The organism is Sphingomonas sp. NFR15 (assembly GCF_900103265.1).
In the GTDB taxonomy this organism is placed as follows: Bacteria; Pseudomonadota; Alphaproteobacteria; order Sphingomonadales; family Sphingomonadaceae; genus Sphingomonas; species Sphingomonas pollutisoli.
Genome location: NZ_FMWX01000003.1, coordinates 553,465 through 565,170 on the forward strand (window position 1 = coordinate 553,465; position 11,706 = coordinate 565,170).

Consider the following 11,706-nt stretch of genomic DNA (forward strand, 5'->3'; position numbering starts at 1 on the left):
CGATCGCGCTTGAAACATGGCGGCCCGGCGCTCTACGCCGTTACATTCGAAACAAAAAGGGTTGCTTCATCTATGCGCGCCAAGCTCTTCCTGCTCGCTGCCACCGCCCTCGCGCTCAGCCCCGCCGCCGCGCAGGTCGGCGATAAGAGCCCGCCGGCCCCTGGCGGCGACATTCCGGCCAAGTTCACCCAGCCCGAGGCGGCGCGCGATTACGTCAAGCGCGAGGTGATGATCCCGATGCGCGACGGCACCAAGCTCTATACCGTCATCGTCTATGCCAAGGGCCTCACCAACGCGCCGATCGTGCTGACCCGCACCCCGTACAACGCCAAGGGCCGCGCCAACCGGATGGACAGCCCGAGCGAACTCTCGACGCTGCCGCTCGCCGACGAGATGTTCGTCAAGGCGGGCTATATCCGCGTCTATCAGGACATCCGTGGTAAATACGGGTCGGAAGGCCAGTATGTCGTGACGCGGCCGGTGATCGGCGCGCTCAACCCGACCAAGGTCGATCACACCACCGACGCCTATGACACGATCGACTGGCTGGTGAACAAGGCGAACCTGCCCCAATCGAACGGCAAGGTCGGCATGATCGGCTCGTCCTACGAGGGCTTCACCGTGGTGATGGCGCTGCTCCACCCGCACCCTGCGCTCAAGGTCGCCGCGCCGCAGAGCCCGATGATCGACGGCTGGATGGGCGACGACTGGTTCCATTACGGTGCGTTCCGGCTCGCCAACATCGGCTGGATCGGCTCGCAGACCGGCTACAAGGGTGAGGGCAAGGTGCCGCGTTCCGGCGGCTACGACGATTACGAGAATTTCCGCAATGTCTCAGCGGGCGATTGGGCGAAGATGTCGGGGTACGACCAGTTGCCGGCGTGGCAACGGATGGTCGCGCATCCCGCCTATGACGCCTTCTGGCAGGGCCAGGCGCTCGACGCATTGCTCGCGCAGAGCCCGTCGGACGTGCCGACGCTGTGGGAGCAGGGCCTGTGGGATCAGGAGGATATGTGGGGTGCGATCCACAGCTACGAATCGCTCGTCAAGGCCGGCAAGGGCGCCAGCAATTACATCGTGATGGGGCCGTGGCGGCACAGCCAGATCAACCGCGAGGGGCGCAGCCTCGGCGCTTTCCAGTGGAATGGCGACACCGCGCAGCAGTACCGCGAGGACATGGTGCTGCCGTTCTTCAACCAGTATCTGAAGGACGGACCCGCGGTGACGCTGCCGCCGGCGGCAATCTACAACACGGCTGAGAACCATTGGGACCGTTTCTCGCGCTGGCCGCTATCCTGCGACAAGGATTGCGCGACCCCGCTCACACCGCTGTATCTGCAGACCGGTAAGCGGCTGGGCTTCGAAAAGGCCGCGAGCGGCGGCGATTCCTATGTGTCGGACCCGGCCAATCCGGTGCCGCACCTGCCGCGCCCGGTCAACTTCAAGGACGGGCGCTGGGGCGACTGGCTGGTCTCCGACCAGCGCTCGGTCGATGGGCGCACCGACGTGATGACCTATACGACGCCCGCGCTGACGCAGACGGTGCGCGTGTCGGGCGTGCCGTGGGCGGACATCTTCGCCAAGACGACCGGCACCGACGGCGATTTCGTGGTGAAGATCATCGACGTGTTCCCCGACGAGAATGCGAGCGATCCCAAGATGGGCGGCTATCAACTGCCGATCAGCCTCGACATCTTCCGCGGCCGCTACCGCGACAGCTTCGCCAAGCCCACCGCGATTCCGGCGGGCAAGGTGCAGGAATACAAGTTCCGCCTGCCGGCCGTGAACCATGAGTTCCTGCCCGGCCACAAGATCATGGTGCAGGTCCAATCGTCTCTGTTCCCGCTCTACGATCGCAACCCGCAGACGTTCGTACCCAACATCTTCCTTGCCGAGCCAGGCGACTACCGCGCCGCGACCGTGACGATCGAGCACGGCGCGACCGGTGCGAGTTCGGTGCTGCTCCCGGTGGTGCCGATCGATCCGTCGGCGGCGATGGCCAAATAAGTTATAACCTTGTGGCAACACTCCCGCTGCGCTATCTAGGCGCCGGGAGATGCCATGCGCGCATTGCTGAGAAAGATCGGAAATTCGACCGGACTGATCGTACCGCGCGCTTTGCTCGCCGAGATCGGCGTCGCGAACGGTGCGGAGATGGACTTGCGCGTCGAGAACGGCAGGTTGATCGCAACCCCGGTCGTAACCGCTAAGCGGGCTGGCTGGGCGGAAGGCGCGGCCAGCATCGCCAACGAGAATCATGGCGATTGGCATGGCTTCGGCAATGAGGGCGACGCCGACCTGACATGGTGAGTTCGGCGGTGAAACGGGGCGAGGTCTGGCTGGCGGCGCTCGATCCCACCGTCGGCAGCGAGATCCAGAAGACGCGACCGTGCCTGATCGTCTCGCCCGACGAGATGAACGCGCATCTTCGCACTGCGACAGTGGTGCCGATGACGACGGGTAGCCGGGTCGCCCCCTTCCGTGTCGCAGTGCGTTTCAAAGGAAAGGATGGGCTGTTGCTGCCCGACCAAATGCTTACGCCTGATAAAGCGCGACTGGTAAAGCGGCTCGGGCAGATCGACGCGCCAACACTTGCTGCGGTGCTGACGATTCTGCGCGAAATGTTCGAGGTTTGATTGGGCGGATCGCGTGGACGCCAGCCGCTTCATTCTCGATTTTCGGCCACCGCCCGTTTGCCCTTGGTGCGGCTGGTAAGATGGAACTGAAAACACCGGTCGCAGCGATAGCAGCGTAGCGCGATGGTGGCGCGCACTGCGACCTGCAGCGCTTCGCGTTCCGAGCCGAAGCGCGTCTTCTTCCGACAGACGCTGAGCCGCGTTCGCACCATGCGTGATCAGGCGGCGGGCGGGTTGAGCAGCACCCAGAGCCGTGCGATGCGGCCGTCCACAAACTCCGCGACATCCGCGCCCGTCACCGCGATCGGGCCGTCCTTCGGGCCGGCGTGCCAGCGCAGCGTGCCGAGGCCGTGATGCCCGACCGCCGGGGCATCCGGCGTGAAGACGAAGTCCGGCCCGAACCGCTCGAGCAGCGCGCCCGCCACGGCGGAGATCGCGGCGCGGCCTTCGACGATCGCGTCGGGTTCGTACATCACCGGCTCTTCGACGAACAGCTCGGCCAGCGCCGCCGCGCGCGCTTCACCGTCGCGCTCGTTGAACACGCGTTCGAGGTTGGCGCGGAGCAGGTGATCGTAATCGGGTTCGGCGGCGTTCGGCATCATCGGTCTCCCTCGGGACGGTGCGATCAGCGGCTGCGCGCGCGGCCGGCCATGACGGCTTCCACGAACGCTTCGAAATCGGCGCTGCTCGGCATCATCGAGCGCATGACCGAATGTTTGCCCGCGCGGTGGCGGATGATGAGAAATTTGTGCGAATGAACCTGTTGGATGCGCAGATCGGTGATGCTCGCGAACGGGATCGTGACCGTGTCGCTCGACCAGCGACCCGCTGGCAGCGTGACGCCGGTGCGATCGACCATCACCTCGCGCGGCTCGCGTAGCGAGGTGACGACACCGAACAGGCCGGCGGCGACGAAGCCGATGCTGAGCGCGCACAGTACCCAGTAGATGATCGATGCTTGGCCGGCGTCGAGCGAGAGTATCCCGTCGATGAGCAGCCCGCGATCATTGTCGTGCGCCGTGTAGCCGAGCACCACCGCACAAACGGCGAAAAACAGCCCCGCCAGCGCCATCACCCACGTCTTGGGGCGATAGGGATAGCGGAGCGTCTCCATCGGCTGCCGCCTTAGTAAACTCGCTTCTTCGGCTTGATGTACTCGGCGTCGTCGGTCAGCGTGTAATCGTGGACCGGGCGGTAATCGAGCGTGACGTTGCCGCCCGAGCCGCCCCAGCCGTCGAACCAACTGATCGTGTGCTTCATCCAGTTGGCATCGTCGCGCTCAGGGAAATCCTCGTGCGCGTGCGCGCCGCGCGATTCCTTGCGGGCTTCGGCGCTGGTGATCGTGGCGACCGCCTGGCTCATCAGGTTGTCGAGTTCGAGCGTCTCGACCAGATCGGTGTTCCAGATCAGCGAGCGGTCGGTGACGCGGACGTCCTGAAGGCGCTTGTTGACCTGCTGCATCTTGGCGACGCCTTCGCTGAGCAGCGCGCTGTCGCGGAACACCGCAGCGTGCTTCTGCATGGTGCGCTGCATGTCGAGCCGGATTTCCGCCGTCGTCGAGCCGCCGTTGGCGTTGCGATAGCGATCGACCCGCGCGAGCGCGAGGTCGGCCGAATCCTTCGGCAGCGGCGCCTGCGTGGCGTTGGGCTTGAGCGTCTCCTTGAGGTGCAACCCGGTGGCGCGGCCGAACACGACGAGATCGATCAGCGAGTTTGACCCGAGCCGGTTGGCGCCGTGGACCGAAACGCAGGCGGCTTCGCCGACCGCGAACAGGCCGGGCACCGCCACCTCGGGATCGTCGCCGACCTTGGTGACGACCTGACCGTGATAGTTACACGGGATACCGCCCATGTTGTAATGCACCGTCGGCGTGACGGGGAGCGGCTGGCGCGCGAGATCGACGCCGGCGAAGATCTTCCCGCTCTCGGTGATACCGGGGAGCCGCCCGGCCAGCACCTTGGGATCGATATGATCGAGGTGCAGGAAGATATGGTCCTTATGCTCGCCGACGCCGCGGCCTTCGCGCATCTCCAGCGCCATCGAGCGCGAGACGACGTCGCGCGAGGCGAGATCCTTGGCGGAGGGGGCGTAGCGTTCCATGAAACGCTCGCCCTCGGAGTTGGTGAGATAGCCGCCTTCGCCGCGCGCGCCCTCGGTGATGAGCACGCCCGCGCCGTAGATGCCGGTCGGGTGGAACTGGACGAACTCGAGGTCCTGCAAGGGCAGGCCGGCGCGCAGCACCATGCCGCCGCCGTCGCCGGTGCAAGTGTGCGCGGAGGTGGCGGAGAAATAGCAGCGGCCATAGCCGCCGGTCGCGAGCACCACCGCCTGAGCGCGGAAGCGGTGGATCGCGCCGGTTTCCATGCAGAGCGCGATCACGCCGCGGCAGACCGGCACGCCGTCGGCACCTTTCTCCATGATGAGATCGAGCGCGAAATATTCGATGTAGAAATCGGCGTCGTACTTGAGGCTCTGCTGGTAGAGCGCGTGGAGCATTGCGTGGCCGGTACGGTCGGCGGCGGCGCAGGTGCGCTGCACGGGGGGGCCTTCGCCCATGTTCTGCATGTGTCCGCCGAACGGGCGTTGGTAGATCGTCCCGTCCTCGTTGCGGCTGAACGGCACGCCGGCATGTTCGAGCTCATAAACGGCGGCGGGCGCCTCGCGGACCATGTACTCGATCGCGTCCTGGTCGCCGAGCCAGTCGGAGCCCTTGACGGTATCGTACATATGCCACGTCCAATGGTCGGGCGTGTTGTTGCCCAGGCTCGCGGCGATGCCGCCCTGCGCGGCGACGGTATGGCTGCGCGTCGGGAACACCTTGGTGATGCAGGCGGTGCGGAGGCCCGCTTCGGCGCTGCCCATCGTCGCGCGCAGGCCGGACCCGCCCGCGCCGACCACGACGGTGTCGTAGGTGTGGTCGATGATCTTATAGGCGTCAGACATCAGGCGGGCACTCCGGCGGCGGCGGTGAACGCCACTTTGAGGATCGAGAAGATCGCGATCGCGGACGTCGCGACCACGAAGAAGTTGAGCGCGAACATCAGCGCGACGCGAGTCTCGGCGTGGACGTAATCCTCGATCACGACCTGGAGCCCCAGCCGGAAATGCCAGAACACCGAGACGATCAACAGAATCATCGGCACCGCGACCCACGCCGAGGCGAGCCACGGGCGGACGGTCGCATAATCATAGCCCGGCAGCCGCGCGACCGCGATGACGAACCACAGCATCAGGAACAGGTTCGAGGCCGCCGTGATCCGGTGCGTCAGCCAGTGGTGCGCGCCCGCCTTGGCGCTGCCGAGACCGCGGACGCGGCCGAGTTCCGTACCGCCACGCATCATTTCGCTCCCAACAAAAAGGCCCAGAACGCGATCGTCGCGAGCACCGAGAAGATGAACGTCGCGTTGGCGGCGCGCTTGGCGCTGTTCAGTTCATAGCCCGCGCCGGTATCGAGGATGAAGTGGCGGATGCCGCTCGCCATGTGCTGGAAGAACGACAGGGTCAGCCCGATCCCGAAGATGTAGCCGAGTACGCCCTTGCCGAATTCGGCGAAGACCATGTGGAACACCGCATAGCTCTGCGGGCCGCCGGCGATCGCCGCGAGCCACCACACGAGCAGCAGGGTGCCGACTGTCGCCATGCCGCTGCCGGTCACGCGGTGGAGAATCGAGACCGTCATGTGCGGCCCCCACCTCCAGATGCTGAGGTGCGGGCTTAACGGGCGGGCGGCGGGGCGTTGGCTGGCCAAGGGCGGATCCTCTTCGGGCTATGCGCGCCGTATTAGTCGGCACACGCCCCGATGCAAGCGCTGCGACGCAATATGGTGAGCTGGCATGGCCAGCACTGGAACCGAGGCCTCGGTCGTGCCCGTGGCGCGCGTCTGCACCGGCTCTGCATGCGCGGAGGACGGGAAGCCCTTTGGACGGGGCGCCAGACGCACCGTAGCGCGGGCTCTCCCCTGTCAGGAGATCTGTCATGCACGATGATGCCCAGCCGGCACGCACGCCGGCGAACACGCTGTTGCTCGCGATGCTGATCGCGGCGATGCTCGCGGTGCCACTCTTCGCCGTGTATCTGCTCGTCTACGACCGCCAGGCGCAGTCCCGCACCGCGCGCGATTCGATCGCCGAGGGGTGGGGCGGCGCGCAGGTGATCGCCGGCCCGGTGCTCGCCATCCCCTATGTCGCGCAGACGCAGGAGACGGTGAACGAAGGCGGCAAGCGCGTGACGAGGACCGCCAGTGTCCGGCGCACATTGTTGCTGGCGCCGGCGGCCGAGGCGATCGACTCGACGCTCGTCCCGCAGGTGCGGCGACGTTCGATCTACGAGATGGTGGTGTACGAGGCGCGCAATCGCGGCAGCGCGCGCTTCAGCCTGCCCGCCGATCTTGGCCGCTACGGCGTGGCGCGGGCGGCGCTTGCGCTCGACCATGCCGAACTGCGTTTCGGTGTGCGCGATTCGGGCGGGCTGGTCGGTGTGCCGCCCACCGTTACGGTCGAGGGGCAGCGGTTGACTCTGGAGCCGGGCAAGGGGCCGCGCGAAACCGGTGGTTCGGGCTTTTTCGCCGCGGTCGACGCGAGCGCGCTCGGTACGCAAGCGCTGCGCGTCGCGTATGCCTATCAGGTGCGCGGCAATGGCGGCATCGCGCTCGCCCCGCAGGGCGGCGATACCGCCTGGAAGGTCCGCTCGTCGTGGCCCAGCCCCAGTTTCCAGGGTGATTTGTTGCCGGGCGAGTCGCGCGTGTCCGCCAAGGGCTTCGCCGCGACCTGGCGGGTCGGCAACCTCGCGCTCGGACGGGCATCGGTGGCGACCGACGCCGATCAGGCCGGGGATGCGGCGCCGGTGATGCAGGCGCGAGTCGATCTGGTCACGCCGGTCAACGTGTACGATCAGGTCAACCGCGCGGTGAAATACGGCTTTCTGTTCATCGGCTTCACCTTCACGGCCTTCCTGATGTTCGATCTGATCGGTGGCGCGCGCGTGTCGCCGATCGAGCTTGGCCTGATCGGTGCGGGTCTCGTGCTGTTTTTCGTGATGCTGCTGGCATTCGCCGAGGTGACCGGCTTCGCCGTCGCCTATGTCGTCGCGGCGACGGCGATCATCGGGCTGCTGGCCACCTATTCCGCCGCCGTGCTGGGAAGCCGGACGCGCGCCGGGTTCATCGCCGCCTTGCTCGCCGCCCTGTACGGCGTGCTCTATGTGTGATCGGCCTCGAAGCCTATGCGCTGCTGATTGGATCGCTGCTGCTGTTCGCCGGGCTCGCCAGCGTGATGTATCTCACGCGGGCGATAGATTGGGGTCCGAGCGCCTGAGCGCAGTGGGGCATGCCCGCACGGCATGCCCCCGGTTTCGTCAGGCCGAGACGCCGCCGTCGACGTCAAGCGTCGCGCCGGTGATGAACGATGCCTCGTCGCTGGCGAGGAAGGCGGTGACCGACGCGATCTCCTCGGCGCGACCATAGCGGCCGAGTGGGATCATCTGGGTGAACTGCGCGGCCATCGCGCCATCGGCGGGGTTCATGTCGGTATCGACCGGGCCGGGCTGGACCACGTTGACGAGAATCCGCCGGCTGGCGAGGTCGCGCGCCCAGCCGCGCGCCAGCCCCGCGACCGCCGCCTTGGACGCGCCATAGGGCGCCAGACCGGGTGCGATCGCATGATGCGCGTTGATGCTGCCGATGATGATGATCCGCCCGCCATCGCTGATGCGCGGCACGGCGGCGGCGGTGCCGGCCTGCACGCCGCTGACATTGACCGCGAAGATGCGATCGAACGCGGCGTTGTCGGCTTGATCGACCGGCGCCATCTCGAACACGCCGGCATTGTGGACGAGGATGTCGAGCCCGCCGAGCGCGTCGATTGCCTGCCCGATCGCGGCCGCCTGCGCGGCGGCATCGCCCGCGTTCGCCTGGATGGCATGGCCGCGCCGCCCGGCGGCGGTGATCGCGGCGACGGTGACGTTCGCCGCTTCCTGGTTGCCGCCATAGGTGATCGCGACGTCGGCGCCTTCCGCGGCGAGGCGCTTGGCGATGGCGGCGCCGATGCCGCGCGAGCCGCCGGTGACGATCGCCTTCTTGCCTTCGAATCTGGTGCTCATGAGAACCTCCCTGTGCGGACCCTCCGGATGGCGGGTCTTTTCCGTGCTGCGGCGAAAGATGGCAGGGCGCGGCTGCGGATCAAGCCGCATCTTGGCGGCCCCCACACGGTCGTTTATGGAAAGAGCAAGCAATTTCATGCGTTTGCTATTTCGATCAAGATTATCTACCAATCGGTATAATATTTTACGTCTCGCGTTGCGTCGGCGTAGCGGGGCGCGACGGAATGTTTGCGAGGCGGCGCTTGCTTGTGTAACGGCATTGCAAGACCAGCGCGTCGTCGCTCACCAGCCACGGGACACCGATCACAATGGCCGAATTCTTCCTTCCCGCGAACAGCAAGCCCAAGGCGACCGGCAAGGTCCACAAGGCGTCGGCGGAGGCGAAGCGCGTCAAGACCTTCAAGATCTACCGCTACGATCCCGACACCGGCGAGAACCCGCGCTACGACACGTTCGAGATCGATCTCGACACCTGCGGCCCGATGGTGCTCGACGCGCTGATCAAGATGAAGTCCGAACAGGATTCGTCGTTGACCTTCCGCCGCTCGTGCCGCGAGGGCATCTGCGGATCGTGCGCGATGAACCTCGACGGCAAGAACGGCCTCGCCTGCACCACCGCGATCGAGGACATCAAGGGCGACATCCGCATCACGCCGCTGCCGCACATGGACGTCATCAAGGATCTCGTTCCCGATTTCACCCATTTCTACGCGCAATATTCGTCGATCAAGCCGTGGCTCCAGACGGTTACGCCCAATCCCGGCAAGGAGCGGCTCCAGTCGCCCGAGGACCGCGAGAAGCTCGACGGGCTCTACGAGTGCATCCTGTGCGCGTGCTGCTCGACCTCATGCCCGAGCTATTGGTGGAATTCGGACAAGTTCCTCGGCCCGGCGATCCTGTTGCAGGCCTATCGCTGGCTCGCCGACAGCCGCGACGAGATGACCGGCGAACGGCTCGACCAGCTCGAAGATCCGTTCCGCCTGTATCGCTGCCACACGATCATGAACTGCGCGAACGTCTGCCCCAAGGGGCTGAACCCGGCCAAGGCGATCGCCGAGATCAAGAAGATGGAAGCCGAGCGCATCCTGTAAGGCGCGCGGCATGAGTGGCGTTCTCGCGCGGTACAACGCGCTCGTCGCCTCGGGCGAGTTGCGCGTCGATGCCGAACAGGCGGCGGTGGCGGCGCGACTCGACTCGCTCGCGACCGAGCTCGAGGCGGTGCCCAAGCGCGGTTCGACCTTGTGGAAGATGCTCGGGCGCAAGCCCGATCCGGTGCGCGGCCTGTACATCTGGGGCGGGGTCGGGCGCGGCAAGTCGATGCTGATGGACCTGTTCTTCGACAGCCTCGCGATCCGCCGCAAGCGCCGCGTGCATTTTTCCGAATTCATGCTCGAAGTGCATCGTCGCATCGCCGCCGAGCGCGCGAAGGAAGTCGGCGATCCGATCGTCCCCACCGCGCGCGCGATCGCCGAGGAGACGCGCGTGCTCGCCTTCGACGAGATCATGGTGACCAACAGCCCCGACGCGATGATCCTGTCGCGGCTGTTCACGCAGTTGCTGGCCGAAGGCGTGACGGTGGTGACGACCTCCAACCGGCGCCCGAGCGACCTCTACAAAAACGGCCTCAACCGTGAGCATTTCCTGCCCTTCATCGATCTGATCGAGCAGAAGATGGACGTGCTGACGCTCAACGGACCGGTGGATTACCGGCGCGACCGGCTGGGCAAGATCGACACCTGGCTGGTGCCCAACGGTCCCAAAGCGACCGCGTTGCTGTCGGGCGACTTCTTCCGCCTCACCGACTTTCCGGTCGAGGACCGCGCGCACGTGCCCGCCGAGGACATTCCGGTCGAGGGCGGGCGCACGCTGCATGTGCCCAAGAGCATCAAGGGCGTCGCGGTGTTCTCGTTCAAGCGGCTGTGCGGCGAGGCGCGCGGCGCGGCGGATTATCTCGCGGTGGCGCGGCGCTATCATACCGTGATCCTCGTCGGCATCCCCAAGCTGGGGCCGGAGAACCGCAACGAAGCGGCGCGCTTCGTCGCGCTGATCGACGCTTTGTATGAGCATAAGGTCAAGCTGCTGGCCGCGGCGGATGCGGCGCCGGAGCAGCTTTACGAGAAAGGCGACGGCCGCTTTGAGTTCGAGCGCACGGTGAGCCGGCTCGAGGAGATGCAGTCGGACGACTATCTCGCGCAGGGGCATGGCTCGGCGGGAAGTTGAGGCGCGCCGGGCGGCTGTGGTCGCCCGCCTCAGTCGATCACGATCGATGCTTCAAAGCGTGTATTGCGGCACGCCGTCGTCATCATCCCAAGGTGGGTAGACGATCGGCTTGTCGCCGAAATGCCGAGCCACGATACGGGCGCGTCGGTCCAGACTGCCCTCGTCGGGGCCGACGGGCGGAATTTCGTCTGGATAGGTGTAGGTCGCGTTGAAGGTGTCGCTGCGGATCACGTATTCGATCTCCGCCCATCGTGGCTCGGATGTTTGTGTTTCCCATAAATCCAGCAGCGCATCGCCGATACGATCCAGGTCGGGGCGACGGTACAGGATGTGGTTGCCCCGATCCTTGAAGATCGAGGGTGCCACCATGTTATGGTCCAGTTGGGCGTAGAGCAGCGTTCCGTCTGAGCCGCTACCCGTTCTTGGACCACCCAGCCGGGTGTCATCCAGCTTCTACCGGCAGCGGCGGGCCATGTGCCGCTGACCGGTTCACCAGCGATATCGGCACCTTGTTGCCGATCGCGCTGTGTGGCCGCACCTCGTTATAGTCTCTACGCCAAGCCTCGCATTTTCGGACCGCGTCGTCGAGGCTCATGAACCAGTGCTGGTTCAGGCACTCCGCCCGGAACTTGCCGTTGAACGATTCGATGAACGCATTGTCGGTCGGCTTCCCCGGCCTACTGAAGTCGAGCACGACACCGCGGGTGTACGCCCACAGGTCCAGGTCGCGTGAGATGAACTCGCTGCCTTGATC

The 11,706-nt window shown here is 65.9% G+C and carries 14 protein-coding genes and 1 pseudogene; 7 read left to right on the forward strand and 8 right to left on the reverse strand.

Translation table 11 applies throughout. The features are described 5' to 3' along the window. Positions 1-72 precede the first annotated feature (72 nt). Genes BLS81_RS10720 through BLS81_RS10730 form a run of 3 tightly spaced genes read left to right on the forward strand, consistent with a single transcriptional unit; the run spans position 73 to position 2,636 of the window. Positions 73-2,007 carry a CocE/NonD family hydrolase gene (locus BLS81_RS10720; protein WP_093223663.1) on the forward strand — a complete coding sequence of 645 codons (1,935 nt, stop codon included), beginning with the start codon at positions 73-75 and terminating at the stop codon, positions 2,005-2,007. 54 nt (positions 2,008-2,061) lie between these two features. Continuing rightward, positions 2,062-2,310, forward strand: a complete 249-nt coding sequence (locus BLS81_RS10725) for an AbrB/MazE/SpoVT family DNA-binding domain-containing protein (protein WP_093223664.1) — start codon at positions 2,062-2,064, stop codon at positions 2,308-2,310. Then, complete coding sequence (locus BLS81_RS10730; protein ID WP_093223666.1) at positions 2,304-2,636, forward strand: type II toxin-antitoxin system PemK/MazF family toxin; 333 nt, start codon at positions 2,304-2,306, stop codon at positions 2,634-2,636. Before BLS81_RS10725 ends, BLS81_RS10730 begins: the two co-directional genes overlap by 7 nt. A 218-nt stretch (positions 2,637-2,854) precedes the next feature. Here the strand turns inward: BLS81_RS10730 and BLS81_RS10740 are convergent, their stop codons facing one another. Genes BLS81_RS10740 through sdhC form a run of 5 tightly spaced genes read right to left on the reverse strand, consistent with a single transcriptional unit; the run spans position 2,855 to position 6,384 of the window. Beyond that, positions 2,855-3,235, reverse strand: a complete 381-nt coding sequence (locus tag BLS81_RS10740) for a nuclear transport factor 2 family protein (RefSeq protein WP_093223793.1) — start codon at positions 3,233-3,235, stop codon at positions 2,855-2,857. A 26-nt stretch (positions 3,236-3,261) separates the two neighbouring features. Then, positions 3,262-3,750: a hypothetical protein gene (locus BLS81_RS10745; RefSeq protein ID WP_093223669.1), complete on the reverse strand. Its 489-nt coding sequence runs from the start codon at positions 3,748-3,750 to the stop codon at positions 3,262-3,264. A gap of 11 nt (positions 3,751-3,761) precedes the next feature. Beyond that, positions 3,762-5,579: a succinate dehydrogenase flavoprotein subunit gene (sdhA, locus tag BLS81_RS10750; protein WP_093223670.1), complete on the reverse strand. Its 1,818-nt coding sequence runs from the start codon at positions 5,577-5,579 to the stop codon at positions 3,762-3,764. After that, positions 5,579-5,974, reverse strand: coding sequence for a succinate dehydrogenase, hydrophobic membrane anchor protein (gene sdhD, locus BLS81_RS10755; RefSeq protein WP_093223794.1), 396 nt, complete (start codon positions 5,972-5,974; stop codon positions 5,579-5,581). Before sdhD ends, sdhA begins: the two co-directional genes overlap by 1 nt. Next, entirely contained in the window at positions 5,974-6,384 is a 411-nt protein-coding gene (gene sdhC, locus BLS81_RS10760) for a succinate dehydrogenase, cytochrome b556 subunit (protein ID WP_093223672.1), read from the reverse strand. The genes sdhD and sdhC overlap by 1 nt, the downstream gene beginning before the upstream one ends. A gap of 296 nt (positions 6,385-6,680) precedes the next feature. On the opposite strand from sdhC, the pseudogene creD reads away from it, so the two are divergent. Continuing rightward, a pseudogene (gene creD, locus BLS81_RS10765) lies at positions 6,681-7,948 on the forward strand (cell envelope integrity protein CreD). A gap of 40 nt (positions 7,949-7,988) precedes the next feature. Here creD and BLS81_RS10770 read toward each other — a convergent pair. Continuing rightward, positions 7,989-8,732, reverse strand: coding sequence for an SDR family NAD(P)-dependent oxidoreductase (locus BLS81_RS10770; protein ID WP_093223675.1), 744 nt, complete (start codon positions 8,730-8,732; stop codon positions 7,989-7,991). Positions 8,733-8,759: 27 nt separating this feature from the next. Between BLS81_RS10770 and BLS81_RS20760 the strand changes: the two genes are divergently transcribed. The 3 genes from BLS81_RS20760 to zapE all read left to right on the forward strand — a co-directional run bounded on the left by BLS81_RS20760 (position 8,760) and on the right by zapE (position 10,952). Continuing rightward, entirely contained in the window at positions 8,760-8,912 is a 153-nt protein-coding gene (locus tag BLS81_RS20760) for a hypothetical protein (protein WP_176787122.1), read from the forward strand. Positions 8,913-9,040: 128 nt separating this feature from the next. After that, positions 9,041-9,823, forward strand: a complete 783-nt coding sequence (locus BLS81_RS10775; protein WP_093223676.1) for a succinate dehydrogenase iron-sulfur subunit — start codon at positions 9,041-9,043, stop codon at positions 9,821-9,823. 10 nt (positions 9,824-9,833) lie between these two features. After that, a complete protein-coding gene (zapE, locus tag BLS81_RS10780; protein WP_093223678.1) occupies positions 9,834-10,952 on the forward strand; it encodes a cell division protein ZapE in 1,119 nt (372 codons plus the stop codon). 51 nt (positions 10,953-11,003) lie between these two features. Here zapE and BLS81_RS10785 read toward each other — a convergent pair whose 3' ends face one another. Together BLS81_RS10785 and BLS81_RS10790 are read right to left on the reverse strand one after the other, a co-directional pair. After that, on the reverse strand, positions 11,004-11,321 hold the full coding sequence (locus tag BLS81_RS10785; RefSeq protein ID WP_093223679.1) for a hypothetical protein: 318 nt from the start codon (positions 11,319-11,321) through the stop codon (positions 11,004-11,006). 73 nt (positions 11,322-11,394) lie between these two features. After that, positions 11,395-11,706, reverse strand: a 312-nt coding sequence (locus tag BLS81_RS10790; RefSeq protein ID WP_143023347.1) for an integrase core domain-containing protein, incomplete at its 5' end; no start/stop codon positions are given.